Genomic DNA, 23,930 nt, shown 5'->3' with positions numbered 1-23,930 from the left:
TGCGACACTGCGCGCCCCGAGCGCCATGCCTCCTGATAGACCGCCCCATTTCTCGATGCTCCGATCGTTCGCGCTCGCCGACTTCGTCACGCTGGCGAACGCGGCGAGCGGCACGCTGAGCATCCTGCTTTGCCTGAACTATGTGGCCGAGCGCGAGCGCATGTACATCTGGGTGGCCTTCGGGCTCCTGCCGTTCGCGCTGGCGTGCGACATCCTCGACGGCACGATCGCGCGCTGGCGTCGCAAGCACTCGCCGCTCGGGGCCGATCTCGACTCGCTCGCCGACGTGGTCTCGTTCGGCGTCGCGCCCGCGGTGCTCGGCTTCGCGCTCGGCCTGCGCGGGCTGTGGGACGCCGCCTCCCTCGTGTACTTCGTCGCCTGCGGGATCAGCCGCCTCGCGCGGTACAACGTGACGGCCGCCGAGCTGTCGGACGAGCGGGGAAAGGTGCGTTACTACGAGGGGACGCCGATCCCCACGAGCTTGCTCATCGTGCTGCTCTTCGGGGTGCTCTTCGCCAAGGAGCGCGTGCACGAGCAGCTCTGGCTCGGGTCCATCGCGATCGGCCCCTGGGTGTTCCACCCGCTCAGCCTGGTCTATGCCGTGAGCGGCAGCGCCATGGTCAGCGGCACGTTGAGGATACCGAAGCCGTAGCGGGGAGGGGCGGGCGCGCGCCGACGCGCGCCGGGGAGGGGCGAGTACGCGCCGACGCGCGCCGGGGAGGGGCGGGCGCGCGCCGACGCGCGCCGGGGAGGGGCGGGTACGCGCCGACGCGCGCCGGCCTCGCTCGGGTTCGTCACGCCACACGACTTGCCTCTCCCTGGGCGCCCAGGCAGGCTCCGGTCATGGGCCAGCCCGCCGAGAAGCAGCCCCGCGCCACGTACGCCGACCTCGAAGCCGTCCCGTCGAACAAGGTGGCGGAGCTCGTCCGCGGCACCCTGCACGTGTTCCCCCGGCCGGCGCCGCGACATGCGCGAGCCGCGTCCAGGCTTGGAGGGAAGCTGTCCGGCCCCTTCGACCTGGGCGAAGGCGGGCCCGGCGGTTGGACCATCCTGGTCGAGCCTGAGCTGCACTTCCCCGACCCGCACACGGCTGGTGAGTTCGACGCGCTCGTGCCCGACCTCGCCGGATGGCGGATCGAGCGCATGCCCGAGCTGCCCGAGACGGCCTTCTTCCCGCTCGCTCCCGACTGGATCTGCGAGGTCCTGAGCCCGTCGACCGAGGACGTCGATCGCACGGAGAAGATGCCCCTCTATGCGCGCGAAGGCGTGCTCCACGCGTGGCTCGTCGATCCGATCCGGCGCACCCTCGAGGTCTTTTCGCTCGCGGCGGGCGGGGGCTGGGAGCCCGGCCCCGTCCACCGCGACGCGGCGCGGGTCCGGGCCGTGCCCTTCGAGGCCATCGAGATCGATCTCTCGGTGCTCTGGGCGAAGTAGCAGAGGCAAGCCCCCGGTCCGGCGGGCCGCGCACGGTCGCTCTCGATCACGGGCACCCGGCGGCGATAGACTGCCCGGATGCGGCCCTGCAGGAGCTGTGGTGCCTCGCTGGAGGCAAGTCATGATGGGATCGCATGCCCGCGCTGCGGCGCTGATGCCCCCGGCGTCGCAGGCGCGGCTGCACCGCAGGGCGCGCCCGCGCCCGCGCCGGGGCCGTCCCGGGCGACGAAGGTGCTCCTCGCCGTGGCGATGGCTGCGGTCGGGATCGGCTTCGCGGTGATGTTCTTCGCGCGCGTCGAGCCGCCGCAGGAGCCCGCGCCGCGCGCGCGCCCACTCTCCACGCAGCTCGACGCCCTCTGCTTCGTGGACGCGAACGGCGACGACGCGCCCGACCCGGTGCTGTGGCAGGACGGCAAGACCCGCGGGCGCGTGGTGGCCATCGACGGGCGGAGCGGGCAGGGGATCTGGGCCTCGCGGGAGATCGAGGAGCCGGATGCGCTCGCCTGCCCGGACCCGAACATGGTGCTCGCGGGCGGGGGCGACGCCGCGCTGCGCGCGCTCGACGCCCGCACCGGCAAGGAGCGGTGGGTGGCGAACCTCCCCGGGGTCCCCGACGAGATCGCAGGGGGCAACGGCTGCGCGACGGTGGTGATGAAGGACGGCACGGCCACCGGGATCAAGCTCGAAGGGGGCGCGGCGGCCGACTGCCCGACGGCGCCGCAGCCGTCGGCGATCACGGGGCAGTTCTGGGAGCGCAAGAAGAACCCCCAGGTGGTCCAGGCCGGCGGCGTGGAGGTCGTGCTCACCGTGCCGACCGAGGGCCCGCCGCGGCTCACGGCCGAGGGGCGGCGCGGCAGCGAGTCGCTCTGGAAGAAGGAGCTCGCCGCCCGCGCGCCGCTCTCCGGCGGGCGGCCCGACCTGTTCCTCGTCGCGAGCGGCGGCGCCGCCGTCGTCGTCGGCGTCGACGTGGTGAACGGCACCGAGCCGCGGATCATCGCCCTCGATCCGGTGTCCGGGGCCGTGCGGTACGAGCGCGCCGCGGCCTACCTCGGCGACCGGCTCACGGCGGCGAAGGCGTCGGGCCCCTACGTCTACGTCGTCAGCGGCGCCGCGGTGAGCGGCGCTGCGCTGCGCGCGATCGACCCGGCGACCGGCGAGACCGCGTGGCGCGCGACCACGCCGCCGTCGCCGTGAGCCGGTCGCCGAGCCGGTCGCCGAGCCGGTCGCCGAGCCGGTCGTCGACGTGGCCCGCGGCGCGCCCTCAGCAGAGGCAGCCCACGAATGTGCCCGAGAACAGCGGTCGCTCCATCACGGCGGCGCCGCACGTCGGGCACGTCTCGCCGAGCTTGAGCTCCCGGGGCTGCGGCGCCGGCTTCGCCGGCTGCGCGGAAGGGGACGGTCCCGCGACGGCGAGCGGCTGGAACTCCACGATCGACACGCGCGAGAACCCCTGCCTCGGCGTGGCGCTGCGCTGCGGCGACGCGAGGAGATCCTGCTTGTTGCGGACCGGCAGGATGGGACGCGACATGTTGATGTAGGCGAGCTCGATCGTGTAGAGCGCCGGATCGAGCATGCGCGGATCCTCTGGCTGCACGATCCCGTGCTGGAACGCCTCGATCAGCATGTCGACGTCCGTCCTCGCGTTGCGGTTGCGCGCGGCGTCGACCAGGAAGAGGCCATTGCCGTAGTAGGCGGCGTTGAGCCAGAAGCCGGTGCCCGCGGTGTGATAGCCGCCGGTCGCCCACTTGTACCCGCGCAGCGAGCGCACGTGTGTCGTCAGCGCGTTCGCGAGCGCGTACGACGTCATGCCGAGGGGCAAGAGGCTCACGAGCGCCGCCGGGTGGAAGTTCAGGCAATCGCTGCAACAGACAGGCACCGTCGACGCGAGCGCCTGCGCCGGATCGATGCAGACCTGGACTTCCGATTCGCTGCGATAGCAGCCGGTAAAACACGAATGCCGCTCGACGGCGGCCAGGAGCGCGGCGGGAAGTGCCATGCGGGGAACTATACCGTCCACGAGGGCGCATGGCTGCCACCAGGCGCAGCGGCGCAGCCGCTGTCCGAGGCGTGCGCCCCGCGGCGAGCCCAGGTGTTCGCGACGTTCGCGCACGTGACCGCGCGTCCGCGTGGTCACGTTTCGCATCTCGCATCTCGCCTGCTCGCATGATTGCGAGCAGACGAGCGCAATTGCGTCCTTCGTGCGCCTGTCACAGGATCGCTGCGTGCTGATCGCCGTCCACCCTGAGCGCTTGCTCCGCTGTCGGTGCGTCCTCGATGGAGATCGCGCGGAGCGGCGCGGGCTGCTGTCCAGCGCGGGCGCCTCCGCCTCGTGTCCATCGGAGTGCCGCGCGGACGCACAGGCGGCGTGACGCGGCGGGAGCGTTCGCTGCTCATTGCGCTCGCCGGCGCGCTCTCGGCGCTGCTCCCGGCGCTCGCGCTCTCGGGGTTCACGGTCGACGATGCCCTGATCACGGCGCGTTATGCGCACCACCTCGCTCGGGGGCTGGGCTACCGCTTCAACGCGGCCGGGCCGGTGACCGACGGCGTGACGCCGCTCGGGTGGGCGTTCGTGCTGGCGCCGTTCGCGGCCGGCGGGCCGCTCGCCGCGCTCGCGGCCGCGAAGGCGCTCGGCGCCCTCGCGTGGACGCTCGCCGCCGGCGTCCTGGCGCTCGCGGTCGATCGGGCGTCCGCCCGGCCCGCGCGCTTCGCGGCGCTCGCGCTCGTGCCAGCGTCGGCGCCGCTCGCCGCCTGGAGCGTGGCGGGCATGGAGACGGGCGTCGTCGCGGCGCTCGGGGCGCTCGCCGTCGCGCTGCCAGCGCTCGGCGGCGCGCTCGCCGGCGCGGCCTGCGCCGGGGCGGCGGCGGCCCTCCGGCCGGAGCTCCTGCCGTTCGCGCTCATCGTCGCGCTCTCGGCCCAGGCGGCGCCGCGCCGCGACGCCGCAGGGGACGCGCCGCCGCGGCCCGCGTGGGCCCGAGCGCTCGCCGCGCTCGCGCTCGCGGGCCTCCCCTTCGTCGCCGTGGCCGTGGCGCGCCTCTCCATCTTCGGGCGGGCCGCGCCGCTCTCTGCGCTGGCGAAGGCGCCGGACGCGGCGCTCGGGGCCCGGTACGCGCTCGCGTGCTTCCTCCTGACCGGGCCGGTGGCGCTGATCGCGCCGGCCGCGTGGCGCGCGCTCCCCGCGTGGCCGCGCGGGCTGCTCGCGGCGGTCGCGGCGCACTTCCTCGCGGTCGCGGCGGCGGGCGGCGACTGGATGCCGCTCTCGCGGCTCGTCGTCCCGGCGCTGCCCGCCGTGGTGCTTGCGGCGGCCCACGTCGCCTCGGTGGCCGACGCGCGCGCCACGGCGCTCCGGCTCGCGCTCGCGCTCGCGGGGGAGCTCTTCGTGATGGTCCGGGTCGGGCCGACCGCCGCGCGGGTGGGCAGCGACCGGCTGCGCGTCGTCGAGGAGCTCCGCGGCGCGCTCGCCGGGGCGGAGGTCGTCGCGGCGCTCGACATCGGCTGGCTCGGGGCGGCGACGGGCGCGACCCTCGTCGATCTCGCGGGGGTCACCGATCCGGCGATCGCGGCGCTGCCCGGCGGGCACACCACGAAGCGGATCCCCGGGGCGCTGCTGGACGCGCGCCGGGTGGACGCGCTGGTGCTGCTGCTCGCCGAGGGCGAGGCGCCCGCGTCGCCGTGGACCGCATCGCGGTTCGCGCGCGGCGTGGAGCAGCGCGTCGCGCGCCTGCCCGGCGCTGGCGACGCGTTCGCTCCGGTGGCGGTGAGCGGCGTCCCGCACCTCCGCTACGTGGTGCTGCGGCGGCGCGCAGGCGACGCGGATGCAGGCGAAGCGCCCCCTGACACGGGCGCGCAGCGCGACAGGTAGGTGAGTCGGCGAGGCGCGCCGGTGCGCCAGCGTGTGCGCCGCGCCGACGCGAGCGCCTGCGCCGCGACATGCGTCCCCGCGCGGTGATCGGCCGCGGTGAGCCGGCACGCACGGCGCGCGGCGTCGAGCGAGGTGACAGTGGACGGACGGCGCGCGCCGCTGGCACGCTGTGCAATAGCGGCAGAGCGCCCGCCAGGAGCGCGTCAGCTCGATGCAGGCAGGAGAGGTCGTCGACGACCGGTTCGAGATCGAGGAGCACGCCGCCTCGGGCGCGACGGCGCGCGTGTACCGCGCGCGCGACCTCCGGTCCGGCGAGCTCGTCGCGCTCAAGCTCCTCCAGACAGCCGCCACGGCGTCGCTGAGCGCCCTCGCGCGCGAGCACCTCGCCCTCGCGACGCTCGCGATCCCCGGCGTCGCCCGTTACGTCGCGCACGGAGCGACGGGCGGGGGCCGGCTCTACCTCGCGATGGAGTGGCTCGACGGCGAGACCCTCTCGGAGCGGCTCGATCGCGGCCCGCTCACGCTCGCCGAGGCCTCCACGCTCGCCGCGCGCATCGCCGAGACGCTCGCCGCCGTCCACCAGCTGGGGTTCGTGCACTGCGACGTGAAGCCGGACAACCTCATCCTCGAGGGCGGCGACCTCCAGCGCGTCCGCCTCATCGACTTCGGCGTCTCGCGCTTCTCCGGGGATGAAGAGGAGTTCCCGACGCTCGGCGACATCCGCGGCACGCCCCAGTACATGGCCCCGGAGCAGGCCCGCGGCGAGCCGCAGATCGACGCGCGCGCCGACGTGTTCGCGCTCGGCAGCGTGCTCTTCGAGTGCGTCACCGGGCGCGCCGCGTTCGGCGGCAGCGACCCGCTCTCGGTGCTCATGAAGGTCCTCCTCGAGGAGCCGCCGCGGCTCAGGGAGCTCCGCGACGACGTCCCGGCCTGGCTCGACCGGCTCGTCGCGCGGATGCTGTCGAAGGCGCGGGAGTCCCGGCCGCGCGACGCGGGCGTCGTCGCGGCGGCGCTCGCCGCGGAGGCGCTGGATCCGCGCCTCGACGCGGGCCCGCCGTCGCTGCAGCCCCCGTCGTCCCACCCGCCGGCGCAGCGCGGCCGCGAGATCACGACCAGCGAGCGGAAGGTCATGTGCCTCCTCCTCGCCCGGGAGGGCCAGGCCGACGCGGCGGCGACGCTCTCCGACGTCGAGGACGAGGCGAGGGCGCGGGCGATCCGCGAGATCGTCGAGCGCCACCGCGGCCGGATCGAGCTCCTGGAGGCGCGGTGGCTGCTCGTGACGCTCTCGGGCTCGGCCGCGCCCACGGACCTCGCGGCGCAGGCGGCCCGCTGCGCCCTCTCGCTCAGGGAGCTGCTCGGCGGCGCCCGCCTCTCGCTCGTCACCGGCCGCGCCGAGGTCGCGGCGCGGCTGCCGGTCGGCGCCGTGATCGATCGCCTCGTGCAGCTCGTCCAGGGCAGCCGCGAGCCCCTCCATCCGGCGGCGATCCGCATCGACGACACGACGGCGGGCCTGCTCGGCGCGCGGTTCGACGCCACCCGGGACGCGTCGGGGTGCTGGCTCCACGGCGCGCGCGAGGAGCCCGAGACGCAGCCCTCGCTCCTCGGCCGGCCGGCGCCCTACGTCGGGCGCGAGCGCGAGCTCGGGCTCATCGAGGCCGAGATCGACGCCTGCGTCCGCGGGGCGGCGCCGGGCGCGGTGCTGGTGACGGGCGCGGTGGGGTCGGGCAAATCGCGCCTTTGTTACGAGCTCGTCCGCGCGCTCGGGTCGCGCGCCGAGCCCCTCGCGGTGTGGCTCGGCCAGGCGGATCCGATGAGCGCGGGCTCCGCCTTCGGCCTGCTCCAGCGCGCGCTCCGCCGCGGGCTCGGCCTGCGCGACGGCGAGCCGCTCGAGTCGAAGCGGCGCAAGATCCGCGCGCGCGTCGAGCGCCGCTGCGGCGCCGCGGCGGCCGCGCGCATCGCACCCTTCCTCGGCGAGCTCGCGGGCGCGCCGTTCCCGGACGACGACGACGTGCAGCTCAGGGCGGCGCGGCGGCGCCCCCTCCTGATGAGCGACCAGCTGCGCCTCGCGTGGGAGGATTTCCTCGACGCCGAGTGCGCCGCCCAGCCGGTGCTCCTCGTGCTCGACGACCTGCACTGGGGCGATCTGCCGACCGTGACGCTGGTCGAGGCCGCGCTGCGCAACCTCAAGGGCAGGCGGTTCGCGGTGCTCGCGCTGGCGCGGCCCGGCGTGCACGAGCTCTTCCCGGGGCTCTGGGGGCCTCACCTCGTCCGGGAGGTCCGCCTCTCGCCGCTCGCGCCCTCGGGCGGCGAGCAGCTCGTGCGGGAGGCGCTCGGCGCCCGGGCGAGCGCGGAGCTCGTGAGGACGCTCGTCGAGCGCGCCGACGGCAACGTGTTCTATCTGGAGGAGCAGATCCGCGCCGCCGCCCGCGGCCGGACCGCGGCGCCGCCGGAGACGGTGCTCGCGATGGTGCAGGCCGGGCTCGACGCGCTCGACCCGGAGGCGCGCCGCGTGCTGCGCGCCGCGAGCGTCTTCGGCGAGGCGTTCTCCGAGGCGGGGGTCGCCGCGCTCGTGGGCCGGGCGGAGGTCGCGCGCGAGCTCGACGAGCTCGTGCGGCACGAGGCGATCGTGCGGATCGGGCCGCGGAGCGCGGCCGGCGACGCCGCGCTGCGGTTCCGCCACGCGCTCATCCGCGAGGCCGCCTATAGCATGCTGACCGAGGGCGACCGGCGGCTCGGCCACGCGCTCGCGGGCGGCTTCCTCGCGCAGCGCGGCGAGGCCGATCCCATGGCGCTCGCCGAGCACTTCGAGCGCGGCGGCGAGCCCGCGCGCGCGGCCACGGCGTACCTCGCGGCCGCGCGGCAGGCGCTCCGGGGCAACGACCTCGGCGCGGTGCTGGCGCGCGCCGCGCGCGGCATCGCGTGTGATCCGGCGCCCGCCACCGTGGGCGAGCTCCGCCTGCTCGAGAGCCAGGCGCATTTCTGGCGCGGCGATCTCGCGCTCGCCGAGGAGCGCGCCGCGGTCTCCGCGGAGCACCTCGCGGAGGGCTCCGCCGCCTGGTTCGCCGCGCTGACCCGGATCATCATCGCCGCGGGCGCCACGGGCAGCCTCGAGCGCGTCGAGCGCTGGGCCGCCGTCGCGCGCGAGACGCCTGCGCCCCTCGAGGACGGGAGCTCCGCGAAGAGCGTGTGCCTGAGCTCCGCCGCGCTCATGCTGATCTTCGGCGGCCGCTACGCGCTGGCCGACGCGCTGATCGAGGGCGCGGAGCGCGCGATCGAGGGCGCCCCGGCGCCGGATCTCGAGGCCGTGGCGAACCTCCACGAGGCGCGCGCCATCCGCGCGCACACGGGCGGCGACCCCGGCGCGAGCCTCGCGGGCATCGAGGCGGCGCTCGCCGCGTTCGAGCAGGCCGGCGACGTGCGGCGGGCGTGCATGGCGCGGATGAACCTCGGCTACTCCTACGGCCAGGTGGGTCAGCTCGAGGAGGCCGAGGCGGCGCTGCGGCTGGCGCTCGCCGAGTCGGAGCGGATGGAGCTGCGCGGCACCACGGCGTACGTCCTCCAGAACCTCGGCCTGGTGCTCGCCCACCGAGGCCGGCTCGACGAGGCGAGGTCGGTCGAGGAGACAGCGTGCGCGATGCTGGAGCGCCACGGCGACGTGCGCATGGAGGGCTGCGCGCGCGTCTACCTCGCGAGCATCCTGCTCCTCGCGGGCGATCCCGAGGCGGCGGCGCGCGAGGCGCGGGCCGCGGACGCGATCCTCGAGCGGGCCCCGCCGATGCGCGCCTACGCCGTCGCGGTGCTCGGGCGCGCGCTGCTCCACCTCGGCAGCCCCGGCGACGCGCTCGCCGCCGCCGAGCGTGCGCGCGCGCTGCTCGACGAGGTGGGCGTGGAGGAGGGCGAGTCGGTGGTGCGCCTGGTCTACGCCGAGGCGCTGTCGGTCTGCGGGCGTGGCGCCGAGGCCGCGCGCGCGATCGCCGAGGCGCGCGCTCGCCTGCTCGCGCGCGCCGGGAAGATCAGCGACCGCGCGTTCCGGGCGCACTTCCTGGAGCGGGCGGCGGACAACGCGCGCACGCTCGAGCTCGCGCGCGCGTGGCTGGGCGAGGCGGCGGAGTAGCCGAGCGCGCTCGTCGCCGCTGGCGAGCGGGTGGTGCGACACCCCCGCTCGCGGACGCATGCGCGCGAGCGGTTACGCGGTGCGGCTGGCGGCGACGTGGCCACATCCCAGGAAACGGCAAACCGGCCGCTGTCGATGCAATGCCATCGACCCTGGGCCGCTCGAGCTAGGCTCGGCGCGCCTGCGCGGAGCTCGATCTCGCGATGCGACAGCTGTCTCTCTTCGAAGGCCGCGCACTCCCGGTGGAGCCGGTCCCGGTCGACGGCGCCGCGGCGCTCTCGCCCGGCGAGGATGCGCATGCAGGGCAGCTCGACCTGTTCGCGCAGCGCACGCTGCGGCTATCGCTCGCGTCCGAGGCGATCGCCGCGGGGGAGCTGCGCGAGGCGCGGCGGCTGTTCGCGGAGCTCGTGGCGATCCATCCGGCGGACGCCGACCTCCGCCGCCAGTCAGAGCGGGTCGCCGCGCTGGAGCGGAAGCTCGCGCGGGCGCGGGGCTCCGCCGCGCCGGCGGCTGCGTTGCTCGGGATCGCGCGCGGCCTCGATCCCGCGAGCGGCGTGTTCGCGTCGCTGCACAGCGTGCTCCTGCGCCGTGTGGCAGAGGCGCTCCGCGAGGCCGAGGGCGACGACGGGCGGCTCGAGGGGCAGCCTCCCGGGTACTACTGGCTCGCTACGGGCGACGCGGCCGAGGCGCGCGCCTCGCTGTCGAGCGCGGCGCAGGTGCGGCGGAGCGCGCGCACGCTGTTCCTGCTCGCGGACGCTGCGACGGCGCTCGGGGAGCCCGCGGCGCGGCGATACTACCTGGAGGCGCTCCTCCGCGATCCATTCGACGCGGCGCTCGCGTCGGCGCGCGACGAGGCCGTGCGCGGCTTGCCCGACGTGGCGCGCTACGAGCTCGAGATCGAGGAGGAGCCGGCCGCGTGGTCGGCGCCCGTGGGGATCGTGACGGGGGTGCTGCCGCCGCCGGTGGGGATCGCGCTGGACGAGGTGGGCCTCGCGGAGCGCGTCGCGTCCGGGGGAGCCGTCGACGAGCGCCCGCGAGCGGCCGGGCAGGCCGAGGCGCTCTCGAGGGCGCGCCGCTTCGTTGCGGCGCTCGCGGAGGCGTCGTCGCGCGAGGCGCGCCGCTCCGGGGAGGCGGTGATCGAGGCGCGGCGCGCGATGAAGCGGCTCGCGCCGGCGCTGTTCGCCGCGTACATGACGCGCGGCGGAGGTGCGCTGCACGGCGGGTAGGGCGCGCTGCCGGTGGGTAGGGCGCGCTGCTGGTGCGTAGGGCAACCGCGCCGTCGTTCGACGAGCGGCATGGCGTCCCGGCGAAGGGCGGTCGGCCAGGTCGTTTACACTGAACGGCGGCGATGAGGAGCCGCCCTTTCATCACGCTGCGCCTCCCCAGGGTCGTGCATCCGGGCGAGGCGTTCGACGTCGGGCTCTCGCTCGAAAGCGCCGCGAAGACGCCCATCAACTTCGTCCGCGTGGCCCTGCGGCACACGCACGAGCAGATGGTTCCGGGCGAGGGGACCTTCGAGGTTCGCGACCTGCTCCTCCTCAGCGAGGAGGTGGCCGGGGAGGGGCGGCTCGGCGAGGGGATACACCGCTACCGGGTCTCGTTCGCGCTGCCTGGTGATCTCCCGCCGACCTTCGCCGGCGCCTTCCAGGCGTGCCGGTGCGAGGTCCGCGCGCACGTCTCCATTCCATGGTGGCTCGACGCGCGGGAGAGCCAGGAGGTCCTCGTCCGGCCCAGGTCTGCGCAGCGGCCGGAAGACGGGCCGTTCATCGACGCGAGCCACCGCGGGCGCGGCGCCTTCGTCGAGGTGTCGCTGCCGGGCCGGACCCTCACCCCGGGCGCGATCCTGACCGGGGCCGTCGCCTTCGGTGGTCTCCCGGGGCGCTACCCCTTCGGGCTCCGCGTCGCGCTGGTCGGCAATGGGGTGGAGCAGGTGAACGCGCGCAGCGGTTCGTACGAGAGCTGCCCGAACGTGTTCTTTCAAGATGTCACAGGGATCGCCGAGGGCACGGAGGTGCCTTTCCGCATCTCCTTGCCGAGCGATCTCGCGCCGTCCTTCAGCCTCCGCGAGGTTGCCCTGGAGTACGCGCTGGAGGTGACGATCGAGCACCTGGCGGGCGGGGAGCTGGTGCGACACCGCGTGCCGGTGATCGTCGGCCTGTTCGAGCCGCGGACCGGGCGCGATGGCAAGCGGCCCCGGGTCGGCGCGGATCGCTGGCGCGCGGTCTGGGCGCGCGCGGGGAAGCGGGTGGGGCTCTCGCTGGAGCGGGGGCTGCGGCTCCGCGGCGTGCGCGCGGGCTGCACCGTCGAGGTGACCTCTGCCGTGAAGGGGTTGAGGCCCGGCCTTGGCGCGACGGTGCGGTTCGCGGAGCCCTGGGGGTTGCGCCTCGACGTCCAGTGGCGGCGCGTGCTGGAGCTCGATGGGCTGGAGACGGGGGAGGAGGGGTTCGATCGGCGCTTCCGGGTGGTGGGACGGGAGGAGGCGCAGGTGCTGGCCGCGCTCGGGCCTGCGCTCCGGCGTGCGCTGCGTGGTTTCCATCGGGCCGACGTGGACGACAGGGAGGCGTGGGTGTGGAGCGCCGCGGAGGCGTCGGACGAGCAGGCGCTCGACGCGTTCCTGGCGCAGGTCAACGCGCTCGCGCAGGCGCTCGCGGAGGCCGGCGCGGCGCTGCCGCCGCCTGCGGCGATGGCGGCGTGGCTGCCCGCGTGGCGCCGCTTCGCGGAGGAGAGCGACGGGGCGCTCCGGGCCGGTTCGATGCGGCTCTCGGGGACGCTCGAAGGGGCGCGTTTCGAGCTGGAGACGCTGTTCAAGGGGGCCGTTCCGGCGAGGACACGGGTCTCGTTGCGGCTGGATCCGCCGATCGAGGGCGCGGCCAGGCCGAGGAACGCGGCGGAGCAGGCGATCGCAGCGGCGATCCTGGAGCAGGCGGCGCGCGTCGGGGGCGTTGCGGATGCGGAGGAGGGGGTCGCGGTGGCGCCGGGCGCGATCGCGGTGGTGATCGGGGCGCCGCTCGCGGATCCGGCGGCGGCGCGGGAGGTGCTGCGGCCCATGCTGGCGCTCGCGCGGCAGATGCGGGGGGAGGGGCGGGGCGGGCCGTATCGGTGAGGGGGAGCGAGGGCGGGGACGAGATATGGCCGGGGGCTGGTCGGCAGGGCGGGGCGGCATGTCGGATATGGCCCCGGGTCTGGTCGGCAGGGCGGGCAGGCATGTCGCGATATGGGCGGGCGGCTGGTCGGCGGCGCAGGTGTGCATGTCGCGATATGGGCGGGCGGCTGGTCGGCAGGGCAGGTGGTCATGTCGCGACATCGGCGGCGGCTTGCCGGCAGGGCGGGCAGGCATGTCGCGATATGGCTCGGGGTGTGCGTGCGCCCGGCAAAGGGCCTGCGGAGCTACTCGGCGCGCCCTCGGAGCGCCTCGACGGCACGCCGGATGCCGAGGGTCACGTCGGTCCACGCTTCGTCCCGGTTCTGCCAGAGAGTGACCGGTCTGGCATCCTTGGGTAGCACTTGGAGCCTGGCAAAGGGCGCGCTGTGCCAGTCGGTCGGCCGAAGGAGGACCGGGATGACGCGGGCCTGGCCGGCGTCGTGACGTTCGAGGGCGCGCGTCATCTCGCTGTCGAAGCAGTAATCGGAGGCAAGGAAGTCGGCGCTGACGAGGAGGAGGATCACCTCGGCCTCGCCGAGGTTCTTGTCGATCTGGCTAGCCCGCGCGTCTCCGGCAGCGATGCGGCGGTCATGCCAACTCTGGAGGAGGCCCTCGCGTTCGAGGAGGGCGAGGTGGATCTCCAACTCGTCACGGAGCGCCTCGTCCTTGTGGGAATAGCTGAAGAAGAGGCGGATGGTCTGCTTCGTCGGAAGGCCTTGACCAAGAAGTGTCGGAGCCATGGCATAGAGATGCCAAAGGTTGCCGTGTGCGTCGCCTGCGCAGACAAGCTGTTGCGATACCGCCACGCTCACGAATGGGCATGATTCCATGCACCGTATCTAGGCATTCCTCTGTCGACGTTTCCCACACCTTGAGCGTCTTGTCGTAGGAGGCTGAGACGGTGCGCTGGCCATCCGGGCTGAACGCGCAGGCAGCGACGTGATAGGCGTGGCCCTCGAGGGTGGAGAGGAGCTGCCCGGTCGCAAGGTCCCACACCTTGAGCGTGTGGTTCAAGGAGGTCGAGATCATGCGCTGGCCATCCGGGCTGATCGCGTAGGGACTGATGCGATCGGAGCGGCCTTCGAGGGTGGAGAGGAGCTGTCCGGTCGCAAGGTCCCACACCTTGAGCGTTCTGTCGTCGGAGGCCGAGACGATGCGCTGGCCGTCGGGGCTGATCGAACAGGCCGTGACGTTACCGGAGTGGCCCGGCAGCGTGCGCTCCGCTCCAGTCCACATTCGTATCGGATGCCGCAGCCGCATCTTCGGCAAGCCGCGCGGGAACTGCAGCGTCCGCGCGATTCGCTCCGCCTTCCATCCGGCCGAGCGCAGCCGGTTGTAGACCAGCGCTGACAGCGCCCCCGGCGCATCACGGAGCCAGTGCGACTCGGCCTGCACCGCCCTGTGGAGCAGGTCGAGCTCGCCATCCCCGAGCTCCTTCGCGCCGAGGCGCAGCGCGTCCTCGAGCGCCGCAGGTCCCTCGTCGCAGCAGAGCGCCTCCAGGAGCCCGAGATCCCGGCACATCCCCCGCGCCTTCTCCCGCTCGTCCACCGCGAGCGCGTGTGCGATCGCGTGGCGCGCAGCATACCTCTTCCGGAAATCGCTCTCGCCCTCTTCCACCGGCCACCGCGCCGTCGTCTCCAGCAGCCGCCGGTGCAGCTCGGCCATGCGTTTCGGCCCGAGCTTCTCCGCGACGAACGCGCGAAACGCCTCGTGGTACGGCCGGTACGCCCGCGCGCCGCGCCACGACGCCGGCTCCTCCAGGAGCAGCGTCCGCGCGGCGCGAAGGAAGTCCTCGCCGGTCTCCACCTCGTTCCAGCCCCCCGCTGCGTCGATCTCCTCGATCGGCAGCGCCTCGCGCGCTGCGCACACCAGCCCGAGACCGCTCGCGACCAGCCCGAACTGCTCGCGCGGCAGGCTCCGCAGCTGCTGCCAGATCTGCTCCAAGAACCCGCTCAGTCCGCGAGGCAGGCGCTCCACGCGCCTCTGCTCGACCGGCTGTTCCTCAAGCCATTCCCGCAGCTTCACCGCATAGAGCAGGTTTCCCTCCGCCCGCGCGACCGCCTCCTCTACAAGCCTCGGGTACAAGCCTCGGGCCGAGCCGCGGCGTGAACCGCGGCGCCTGATCGCTCCAGAACGCGCGGCAGGCCTGCTCGTTCGAGCCTGCCCACGCGGGCGCGTCGAGGTCGATGCGCCGCAGTTTGCCGCGGCTCTGCAGCCAGCCGAGGTGCGGGTACTGCGGGCGCGAGGCGCAGAGCGCGTGCACGCGCGGCGGCAGCGCGTATGGCAGGAAGCTCGGCAGCGGGTTCTGCCCGGCGCCGTCGCTCCGCGCCTCGTCGAGGCCGTCCACGACGAGCACCAGGCGCTCTCCGCGGGGGACGAGCTCGTGCTTGGAGACCTTCGCCAGGAGCTCGATCAGCCGGCTCTCTGGCCGCGCCTCGGGGTCCTTCTGTGCCGGGTAGAGCGCCTCGATCTGCGCCGAGAGGGAGCGCACGACCGCCTCGGGGCGATCCCAGTCCATCACGTCGCGCCGCAGGAAGTGGTGCGGCGCCCTGTGGCCGCGCTGCTCTTCTACGTCGAGCCACCGCGAGAGGATCGCGCTCTTGCCCATGCCGGGCCCGCCGGTGACGAGCACCCAGCGGCCCGACGCGCCCGCACTATCGATGTGGCGATCGATGGCCGCGAGCACGTCCTCTCGACCGAAGAACTGCTCGTGGCGGCTGCGCTCGATGCCGAAGTCGATGAGGTCTCTCGCCACCGCGGAAGTCTAACAGACGACCTCCTCGTTGGCGCGAGCGGCAGAGCGTCTCCGCGTCCCCCCTTCGATCCGCTGCAGCGCCGGTCCCAGCGATCCGAACGTCAAACCCGGCGCGAGGAGAAGCGACGGTAGCCGCAGCATTGAGCCTGCTGCCTCATCGCCGGCTCCACGTGCTAGAAAGATCACCCTATCCGCTCGTGCCGGAGGAGCACCCTGGATGAACACGGTTCGCAAGCTGTACGAGAGCGACGAGCAAGGCACAGTGCGCGTTGACCTGGAGGTCGGCGCACCTCACCGTCGAGTCGAGGTCGTGCTCGTCTGGCAGGAGATCGATGCCCCCCAAATCCCGCCGGAGGCGCTGGAGAAGAAGCGGGCCGAGCTCGAGGCGCTGGCCGGCGCCTTGTCCGATGATCCCATCGCGCGTCCCGTACAGCCGCTCCTCGAGACCCGGCTGCCGATCGAATGAAGTACCTCCTCGACAGCAACACCTGCATCCGATTCCTCAACCAACGGTCGCAGGTGCTCATCGATCGCCTGACCGAGACACCCGATGAAGACATCTGCGTGTGCAGCGTCGTCAAGGCGGAGATGTTCTACGGGTCGGAGCGAAGCGCGCGGCGCGAACGGAACCTCGCCGTTCAGCGCACCTTCTTCGCTCGCTACAGATCGCTCTCGTTCGACGACTTGGCCGCAGAGAGGTACGCCGTGATTCGAGCTGATCTCGAGGGACGCGGACAGGCCATCGGAGCCAACGACCTGCTCATCGCCGCGATCGCGCTCGCAAACGATCTCACGTTGGTGACGCACAACATCTCCGAGTTCTCCCGCGTTACGAAGCTCCGTCTGGAGGACTGGGAGACGACCTGAGCTAACCCGTCACCCGGCTGGCGCGGTCGCCTCGATCGGCAGCGCTTGGCGCGCCGCGCAGCGCACCCCGAGCTCGCTCACGCTTTGTCCGCTCCCCGCCACGGGCGCAGATCGCCACGGCGACCGTCGCACCGACGAACACGATCTGCATCAGCGTTCGCGGCACCAGCGGCGTCACCGGGGTGCCGCCCAGCGTGAGCCCCGCGCGCGCCGCATGGACGTTCGCAGGGAACATCGCCACGAGCAGCACCGTCAGCCCCGCGGCCGCCCACGGCGCGAGCCGCGGCACCAGGAGCGCCGCCGCGCCTGCGATCTCAAGGACCCCCGTCGCGGCCACGAGGACCTCGGGGTAGGGCAGCGCCGGCGGCACCATCGCCACGAGCTCTGCGCGCCGGCTCCCGAAGTGGGCCGATCCGGTCAGCAGGAACATCGCCGCGAGGGCGTACCGCAAGCAGGTCACCCAGCTCCCGAGGTGCCTGACGCCGAGGCGCCCGAGGACAACGAACAGCGCGAACGAGATCGAGAGGACGAGGAGAGGAGCCGTGCCATCCGTTGCTCGGGCGACAGCCCCGCCATCCGCTGCTCGGGCGTGTAAGCCGACAACACCCGCTCGGGCGGGAGGGTGGCCAGGAGCGTGAGGATCTCCTCTTCTAAGCCCTCCAAGTCTTTGACTTTCACGGCGATCTCCTCGGATCCAAGCTGCCGCACGAGCCATCGTCGAGCCTGTGCGGTCCGGGCCTCGCCGAACCCGAACAAGCGTAGCAGATCGTCGTCCTCTGCCTCTGCGGCCGCGTCGATCTCGAAGACGCGCAGCGCGCAGGCGCCGCCTCTGAGCTGACAGTAAGCGCTGCGAACCTCCGGCGCGCGCCGCTCGTAGACGAGCCACCCGTGTCCGCGCGATCACGCCCCGCTGGACAACTATCGCCGTCCAGGATTCTCTCACCCCGGATGACACCTCGCCGGTTCAAGCGCGGCAGCCCCGCGCGCGCCGTGGCTTACGTCCGCATCTCCACGGACGCCGCGTGCGCCTCGGCTCCAGAGCAGCGCCAGGCGATCGAGGCCTGGGCCAGCCGGGAAGGCGTCGAGATCGCCGCCTGGCACGAGGATCGCGGGGAGGACATCGGCGACCGGCCCGGCTTCGCGGCGGCGCTCGACGCGGTCACCCTCGCCGGCGCCGGCCTGTTCGCGGTCGCGAGCGAGGACCGCGCCAGCATCGCTGGGGTCAGCGGCCCGTACCGGTCCGCCGCGGGCGAGCGCGGCGCGCGCCTCGTGACCGCCGACGGGAGCGGGATGCCGGACGGGACGCACCGCTGCCCGATCTGCGGCGATCCCTTGGACATGTGGCCACGCCACCCGCGCGCGGTGTGCGGGCTTTGCAAGCACGAGGCCACGGACGAGGCCGGGCGACCTCTCGAGTTCTTCAACACGTCGTTCGACGGTGGCTTCAGGGCGCGCTACGCGGATACCGGCGAGCCTCGGGACAGCCACGCATGCGTCATCCGGAGCGTGCGGTGCCGCGCCGACGAGGCCCGGTTCGGCGGGATCGTGATCGAGGCGATCGGCGAGACGGCGTAGGAGATCAACCGAGCCCTCAGCGCGCCTTGGCGACGCGGAGCGCCTCGACCGCGCGCCGGATGCCCTTGGCCACCTCGGTCCAGGCTTCGTCCTGGTTTTGCCAGGACGTGACCGGCTTGCCATCGGCCGGGAGCGCCTTGAGCCGGGCGAAGGGGGCGCCGTGCCAGTCGGTCTGCCGGAGGAGGACCGGAATGACGCGGGCCTGACCGGCGTCGTGCCGCTCGAGGGCGCGCTTCATCTCCCTGTCAAAGCAGTAATCGGAGGCGAGGAAATCGGCGCTCACGAGGAGCAGGATCACGTCCGCGTCTTCGATGTTCCTGTCGATCTGGCCAGCCCAGTCATCGCCGGCCGCGATACGGCGGTCGTGCCAGCCCCGGACCAGGCCGTCGCGCTCGAGGAGGGCGAGGTGCTTCTCCAGGTCGTTGCGGAGCCCCTCGTCCTCGTGGGAATAGCTGAAGAAGAGGCGGACTCGGTTGGTCGTCGAGACGCTCTCCCTGGCCGTCGAGGCGTGGAGCGCAGGCGACACGGGCAGCAGCGGCTCGTCGTCCGGGATGCGCAGGCCAGGCACCAGCGCGTCGAGCTCGCCCGGCTCGAAGCGGCAGAGGTTCGCGGCGTGCCAGAAGCCTCCCGCGACGTTGCCGCCGAGCTTGTAGCGGCCGTCGGGCCTGAAGGCGACCCAGCCCTCGGGGAGCTTGAGGAGCACGGCGCGGCAAGCGCCGGTCAGCACGTCCCAGAAGCGGACGGTGCCGTCGGTGGAGCTGGAGAGCAGCGTCTCGCCATCCGGCATGAAGGCCACGTTCACGATCTCGCCGGTGTGCCCCTGGAGGACGCGCGCCATCTCGCCGGCGGACACGCGCCAGAGGAGAACGCTGCCGTCGTCGGACCCCGATGCGAGCCAGGTACCGTCGGGGCCGAAAGCCAGGCTCATCACCGGGCCGGCGTGGCCGCGCAGCACGCGTGGCTCACCGCCCTCGGCGAGGGGCCAGAGCCGCACGGTCGTGTCGTCCGATGCCGAGGCCAGCGTCGATCCATCAGGGCTGAACGCCACGCTCTGCACGACGTGGCCATGACCTTCCAGCACGCGCACCGCTCCTTCGCCGTCCACCTTCCACAGCCGGATGGTTCGATCGACCGATCCTGAGGCCAGCGTCGATCCATCAGGGCTGAACGCCACGCTGCTGATTGCATCGTCGTGGCCTTCCAGCACGCGAAGCGGCTCCGCTGTCTCGGCGTGCCAGAGTCGCACTGTCCTGTCGAGCGAGCCTGACGCGATCACGGCACCGTCATGGCGGAAGGCGAACTCCGTGATGTCATGATAATGCCCGCTCAACACGCGCGCCGTGCGGTCTGCGCCGAGCCTCCGGAGCCAGACCGTGTGGTCGCGCTGTGCGAACGCCAGCGTCGTGCCGTCAGGGCTGAAGGCCAGCTTCGCGGAGGAGATGCCGCTATCCATGAGCGGCGGCAGCGCGGTCCACGTCGACATCCGCCAGAGATGAGCGCCAAAGTCCTCGGAGGCGAGCGCGAGCGTCGCGCCATCGCTGCTCAACGCCATCGCCATGGACACGTTCGGCTGTCCTTCCAGCACGCGCAAGGCGCCGCCGGTCGTCACGTGCCACAGCCGCACCGCGCTGTCCTTCGAGCCAGAGACGAGCGTCGCGCCGTCAGGACTGAACGCGACGCTCGTCACGCCACCCGAGTGGCCCTCGAGCGCGTGTAACGCGACGCCCGATCGATTCCACAGCTGCACGGTCCCGTCGCTCGATCCAGAGGCGAGCGTCGCGCCGTCGGGGCTGAACGCGACGCTCCTCACATGTCGCGCGTGGCCCTTCAGCATGTGCAGCACCTCGGCCGTCGATACGCGCCAGAGGCCGATGTCGTAGTCCAGGGAGCCGGAGGCCAGCCTTTCGCCGTCGGGGCTGAACGCGACGCTGAGCACGCCAGCCCGGTGGCCGCTCAAGATGCGGAGCGTCTCGCCCGTCGCGACCTTCCAGAGCCGGATGATGGTGTCGTGGGCTCCGGAGGCCAGCGTCTCGCCGTCAGGGCTGAACTTGACGGCCATCACTCCATCCAGATGGCCGAGGAGCACGGCGATCTGCTGGAAGGTGGCCACCTGCCAGAGCCGGACGGTGCGGTCGGAAGAGCCGGAGGCCAGCGTCTCGCCATCAGGGCTGAACGCCACGCTGTTCACGTGTCGAGAGTGCCCCTTGAGCACGCAGAGCACGTTGCCAGTCGACACGTCCCACAGCCGGACGGTGCAATCGGCCGAGCTGGACGCGAGCGTATCCCCGTCAGGGCTGAAGGCGACGCTCGTGACCCTGTCGGTATGGCCGTCCAGCCTGCGCAGCGCGCTCCCGGTCGCCATGTCCCACACCACGATCCCGTGGGAGTGACCCGATGCGAGCAGGGTCCCATCGGGGCTGATCGCCACGGCGTTGCACCGGCTCCCTTGCACCCAGGCGGGCTCGAACCTCGCCGCCTCCGGCATCGCCGCGCCGAACGTGTCGCACCCGTCGAAGCGCGCCCCCCGCGCCCCCACGAGCTTCGCCCCGCGCAGCCTCGTCGAGGCGAGCGTCGCCCCCGTCAGATCCGCGCCCACAAGGCGCCCCCGGATCGCCGTCGCCCCCGTCAGATCCGCCCCGGTGAGGTTCGCGCCGGTGAGGTCCGCGCCGTCGAGCAGCGCCTTCGCCATCAGCGCACCGCTCAGGTTCGCCCTTACGAGCTTGGCTTCCCGTAGATCTGCCCCCCGCAAGTCGCACCCGCTGAGGTCCTTCCCCGAGAGGTCCTGCCCCCGCAGGTCCGCCCCCGCGAGGTTCATCCGCTCGCTCACCCCGAGCCCCATCCGCCCGTCGATCCGCAGCGCGTTCGCCGCCGCCACCGTCCCCCACGCCCCGCCGAGCGCCGCGCGTACCCACGCCTCCGCCGCCTTCCGGCCCGCGAGCGCCCCGAAGAAATCGGCCATGAGGTCGCTCAGCTCGCGCTGCTCGAGCGCCGCCGCCTGCCCGGCGCGCTGCACCTCCTCGGCCGCCTCCCGCGCCACGAGCCACTCGAGCACCGACTGGTGGATGAACCGGAAGTTCTCCTGGTCGTCCCACACGAGCAGCGTCCCCGATCCGATCTGGTGCGCCGTCACCCCGACATCGAGCTCGTGCCGTCCGAGCGCCTGCAGCGCCGCGATGAGCTCCGCCGGCAGCTCGCGCACGTTCACGCTCTGCTCCGTCCGCTGCCACAGCCGGGTCGCGAGCTCCGTCACCGCCCGCCACCGCTGCGCCACCGACAGCCCCGGCTGCGCGCCTTTCGGGTGCGCGCGCTCGTACTCCCAGACGAGCCACCGATCCAGGAGCAGCCTGTAGAGCCCCGCCGAGGTGATCTCGCCGTCGCCCGACTTCGCCTGCCGCAGCTGCGCCTCCTCGATCTCGGCGATGAACCCCAGCATCCGAGGGTTCGCCGACAGGCCGAGCAGATCCTTCACGTCCGCGAGCAACCGCATGCGCGCGTCGGCCGCCTCCTCGCCGCCGAGCCGGTTGAGGAGGAACCTGCGGATCTGCGCCTCGGTGAACGGCAAGAGCCGCGCGAGCCGGTAGCCGGGCAAGAGCGCGGCCTTCTCCGCGAGCGCGGACCGCACCTGCTGCTCCGAGATGAAGTGCTGGCTCCGGCTCGTGACCACCACCTTCGCCGCCTTGCCCTGCGCCGCCTGGATCAGCGTGTCGAAGTGCTCGACCGCGCGGTCGTACGTCACGCGGAAGGCGAGCTCGTCGAAGCCGTCGAACAGGAGGGCGATCCGCCCCTCGGCCAGCATGTGCCGGAACGCGGGCAGATCGATCTTGCCGAGCCCCGCGAGCGCCAGGTGCTGCGCGATGAGCGCGTTCAGGTCGCGCGCCTTCTCCAGCGCGCGCATCTCGATGAGCACCGGCGTCAGCGGGCCGCCCGCCCTGCCCATTCGCCGCGCGAGCTCGTGCAGGAGGAACGTCTTGCCCGTGCCGAAGTCGCCGAGCACCAGCACGAACCGGCTGTGCTCCGAGTCGAGCAGCTCCGCGACGGCGTCGAGCGCGCGCTCGCGCGCCACCTCCTCCTGGCCCGTCGTGAGCGCGACGCGCTGGTCGACGTAGAGATCCGGCGGATACGTGGGGTCTCGCTCGAGGCTCGCGTTCTGCCACGCAAGGTAGCCGCGGAAGTCGATGAGCCCCTGGTACTCGAGGAACCGCACGAGGCGCACGCGCCGCGCGCTCGCGTAACGCACGAGCTCCTCCGGCGCTGGCTCGCCGCCGTAGACCAGCGTGGACACGAGGCCCGGATCCTCGCGCCGGTACGAGGCGTCGATGCTCTCGATGAACGCGGAGACCGCCTCGGTCGAGATGCCGCTCTCGAGCGCCGCGAGCGGCGCGATCCGGACGATGCCGCCCTCGTTGACCGAGACGCGAAGGTAGACGCCGAAGGGGAGGGGCGCGTCGAACCACTCGATCTTGACGCCCTCGGGCTCGCGCAGCCTGCACACGCGCTCGACCCGCGAGAGGAAATCGTCGCTGCGCCCTTCCCCCGGCAGGAGGATGTCGTCGCCGTGCGGATCCGCGTGGCCGCCCCGCGCCCGCGCCGGGAAGCGGCGCAGCCTCGGGCCTCGGCCGGCGTGCTCGGCGCGCGCAGGCGCGAGATAGCGCCTCAGAAAGGCGACGAGGAACTCCGCCGAGGCGCGGCACGCGAACGCGCGGGAGCTGTCGTCCTTGTCGTTGTCGGCGTGATCCGAGACCGCCTTCGCGATGATCGACCGCCTCCCGAGGCGCTCCGCGACGTGGCCGATCGCCGCGGCCTCCACCTCGACGCCGAGCACCTTCCGCCCGATCGGCTTCAGCCGCTCGAACAGCCCCGCGTCCTCCTGCACCGCCTTGCCCGTGGCGATCGGGCCGATGTGCACGCGGAACGGCCGGGCCGGCGGCGGGCCGTCCGGGTGGAGCAGGCGATCCCGGCGGACCTGCGCCACGCCCGCCTCCGTGAGCTCGAGGCCGGCGTCGCCGATGCGGAGCACGCCCGCCGCCTCCAGCTCGCCGATGCGCTCGGTCCAGCCCGGGCAACGCGCTGCGCGCTCCGGCCGCGAGACGGGCGGCGGTCCCCCCTCCACCTGGCTCTCGTAGAGCGCGTGCCGGAGCCACCACGCCTGCGACGGCCTCGACGGCGGGCGCTCGGCCGCGAACGCCGCCTGCCGCTCGAACTCGCGCGCGAAGAGCGCGGCATCCATGTTCCAGGTGCGCTCGAGGTTGTACGTCTCGATGCCGTGGAAGAACGCGCCTTCGCCGCCGCCTTGGGCGACGCGCTTGCCCTCGTCGTAGCTGTAGACCCGGTCGGCGACGATGACGTCGCCGAGCGACACCTCGCCGCGCTTGCCGGCGCAGATGCCGCACATCGCGAGGCACCCCGGATCGAGCTCCTCGATGAGCCTCTGCGCCCTCGCCGCCGCAGCGCTCTCGCCCATCCGCCCCGACCACGCCGCGGCGACGCGGAGCGGCTCGCCGCGGTCGTTCGGGAGGTCGCGGACGAAGTACGGGAACCCGCCCGGATCCCGCGCCTCCCGCCAGCCGTCTCGACCGCCCGCGCCGAGGGCGAGCACCGCCTCCAGCTCGTCCTGCAGCGCGGTGACGATCAGCGCGTCGACGCGCCCTGTAACGATGTCCGCTGGCACGGGTCCACTCTAACAACAAGCGCTCACGTTCCGGGCTCGGGCCAGGTCGAGACCTGGCCGAGCGCGCGTGGCCAGGCTGTGACCGGGTCCAGATCCAGCCGAGCGCTCGTCGCCAGGCGCGGAGCTAGGCCCAGATCTGGTGGCCCCCTCGTTTTCAGGTCCCGGTCCAGGTCGAGACCTGGCAAGGCGCTCGTCGCCAGGCGCGGAGCTAGGCCCAGATCTGGTGGCCCCCTCGTTTTCAGGTCCCGGTCCAGGTCGAGACCTGGCAAGGCGCTCGTCGCCAGGCGCGGAGCTAGGCCCAGATCTGGTGGCCCCCTCGTTTTCAGGTCCCGGTCCAGGTCGAGACCTGGCAAGGCGCTCGTCGCCAGGCGCGGAGCTAGGCCCAGATCTGGCGATCCGCTCGTTTTCAAGGTCCGGTCCAGGTCGAGACCTGTCCGAGCGCTCGTCGCCAGGCGCTGAGCTGGGCCCGCGCCTGTCGGCCCCCTCGTTTGCGGGCGTGGTCCAGGTCGAGACCCG

Annotated in this window: 16 protein-coding genes; 10 read left to right on the top strand and 6 right to left on the bottom strand. The window is 73.3% G+C overall.

Features of this window, described 5'->3' with window-relative positions; all coding sequences use genetic code 11:
* Positions 1–25: 25 nt before the first annotated feature.
* The 3 genes from WMF29_RS19795 to WMF29_RS19785 all read left to right on the top strand — a co-directional run bounded on the left by WMF29_RS19795 (position 26) and on the right by WMF29_RS19785 (position 2,628).
* Positions 26–652 carry a CDP-alcohol phosphatidyltransferase family protein gene (locus tag WMF29_RS19795; RefSeq protein ID WP_437330335.1) on the top strand — a complete coding sequence of 209 codons (627 nt, stop codon included), beginning with the start codon at positions 26–28 and terminating at the stop codon, positions 650–652.
* A 191-nt stretch (positions 653–843) separates the two neighbouring features.
* The gene (locus tag WMF29_RS19790) at positions 844–1,434 is read left to right on the top strand and encodes a Uma2 family endonuclease (protein ID WP_437330334.1); all 591 of its coding nucleotides are present in this window, start codon (positions 844–846) and stop codon (positions 1,432–1,434) included.
* 249 nt (positions 1,435–1,683) lie between these two features.
* Positions 1,684–2,628 (top strand): outer membrane protein assembly factor BamB family protein, encoded by a 945-nt coding sequence (locus WMF29_RS19785; protein WP_437331144.1) that lies wholly within the window; start codon positions 1,684–1,686, stop codon positions 2,626–2,628.
* A gap of 67 nt (positions 2,629–2,695) precedes the next feature.
* Here WMF29_RS19785 and WMF29_RS19780 read toward each other — a convergent pair whose 3' ends face one another.
* Positions 2,696–3,430 carry a hypothetical protein gene (locus WMF29_RS19780; RefSeq protein WP_437330333.1) on the bottom strand — a complete coding sequence of 245 codons (735 nt, stop codon included), beginning with the start codon at positions 3,428–3,430 and terminating at the stop codon, positions 2,696–2,698.
* Between the two features lie 333 nt (positions 3,431–3,763).
* On the opposite strand from WMF29_RS19780, the gene WMF29_RS19775 reads away from it, so the two are divergent.
* The 4 genes from WMF29_RS19775 to WMF29_RS19760 all read left to right on the top strand — a co-directional run bounded on the left by WMF29_RS19775 (position 3,764) and on the right by WMF29_RS19760 (position 12,510).
* The gene (locus WMF29_RS19775; RefSeq protein ID WP_437330332.1) at positions 3,764–5,293 is read left to right on the top strand and encodes a hypothetical protein; all 1,530 of its coding nucleotides are present in this window, start codon (positions 3,764–3,766) and stop codon (positions 5,291–5,293) included.
* A gap of 211 nt (positions 5,294–5,504) precedes the next feature.
* Positions 5,505–9,407, top strand: coding sequence for a serine/threonine-protein kinase (locus tag WMF29_RS19770; RefSeq protein WP_437330331.1), 3,903 nt, complete (start codon positions 5,505–5,507; stop codon positions 9,405–9,407).
* A 203-nt stretch (positions 9,408–9,610) separates the two neighbouring features.
* Positions 9,611–10,633, top strand: coding sequence for a hypothetical protein (locus WMF29_RS19765; RefSeq protein WP_437330330.1), 1,023 nt, complete (start codon positions 9,611–9,613; stop codon positions 10,631–10,633).
* A gap of 122 nt (positions 10,634–10,755) precedes the next feature.
* Positions 10,756–12,510 (top strand): hypothetical protein, encoded by a 1,755-nt coding sequence (locus WMF29_RS19760; protein ID WP_437330329.1) that lies wholly within the window; start codon positions 10,756–10,758, stop codon positions 12,508–12,510.
* Between the two features lie 284 nt (positions 12,511–12,794).
* Here WMF29_RS19760 and WMF29_RS19755 read toward each other — a convergent pair whose 3' ends face one another.
* Genes WMF29_RS19755 through WMF29_RS19745 form a run of 3 tightly spaced genes read right to left on the bottom strand, consistent with a single transcriptional unit; the run spans position 12,795 to position 15,304 of the window.
* Complete coding sequence (locus tag WMF29_RS19755; RefSeq protein ID WP_437330328.1) at positions 12,795–13,193, bottom strand: toll/interleukin-1 receptor domain-containing protein; 399 nt, start codon at positions 13,191–13,193, stop codon at positions 12,795–12,797.
* Between the two features lie 4 nt (positions 13,194–13,197).
* On the bottom strand, positions 13,198–14,526 hold the full coding sequence (locus tag WMF29_RS19750) for a WD40 repeat domain-containing protein (protein ID WP_437330327.1): 1,329 nt from the start codon (positions 14,524–14,526) through the stop codon (positions 13,198–13,200).
* A gap of 25 nt (positions 14,527–14,551) precedes the next feature.
* Positions 14,552–15,304, bottom strand: coding sequence for an ATP-binding protein (locus WMF29_RS19745; protein ID WP_437330326.1), 753 nt, complete (start codon positions 15,302–15,304; stop codon positions 14,552–14,554).
* Between the two features lie 217 nt (positions 15,305–15,521).
* Between WMF29_RS19745 and WMF29_RS19740 the strand changes: the two genes are divergently transcribed.
* On the top strand, positions 15,522–15,770 hold the full coding sequence (locus WMF29_RS19740; protein WP_437330325.1) for a hypothetical protein: 249 nt from the start codon (positions 15,522–15,524) through the stop codon (positions 15,768–15,770).
* Positions 15,767–16,171 (top strand): type II toxin-antitoxin system tRNA(fMet)-specific endonuclease VapC, encoded by a 405-nt coding sequence (vapC, locus tag WMF29_RS19735; RefSeq protein WP_437330324.1) that lies wholly within the window; start codon positions 15,767–15,769, stop codon positions 16,169–16,171. The genes WMF29_RS19740 and vapC overlap by 4 nt, the downstream gene beginning before the upstream one ends.
* Position 16,172: 1 nt before the next feature.
* Here the strand turns inward: vapC and WMF29_RS19730 are convergent, their stop codons facing one another.
* Positions 16,173–16,631, bottom strand: coding sequence for a DoxX family protein (locus tag WMF29_RS19730; protein WP_437330323.1), 459 nt, complete (start codon positions 16,629–16,631; stop codon positions 16,173–16,175).
* A 488-nt stretch (positions 16,632–17,119) separates the two neighbouring features.
* Between WMF29_RS19730 and WMF29_RS19725 the strand changes: the two genes are divergently transcribed.
* Positions 17,120–17,746, top strand: a complete 627-nt coding sequence (locus WMF29_RS19725; RefSeq protein ID WP_437330322.1) for a recombinase family protein — start codon at positions 17,120–17,122, stop codon at positions 17,744–17,746.
* Between the two features lie 16 nt (positions 17,747–17,762).
* Here WMF29_RS19725 and WMF29_RS19720 read toward each other — a convergent pair whose 3' ends face one another.
* Entirely contained in the window at positions 17,763–23,414 is a 5,652-nt protein-coding gene (locus WMF29_RS19720) for a pentapeptide repeat-containing protein (RefSeq protein WP_437330321.1), read from the bottom strand.
* Positions 23,415–23,930: the final 516 nt, after the last annotated feature.

Origin of the sequence: Sorangium sp. So ce381 (genome assembly GCF_051473845.1) — a bacterium.
GTDB classification, from domain to species: Bacteria; Myxococcota_A; Polyangia; order Polyangiales; family Polyangiaceae; genus Sorangium; species Sorangium atrum.
Note: the sequence above shows the minus strand (reverse complement) of the source record. Positions and strands in the feature narration are given on the sequence as shown.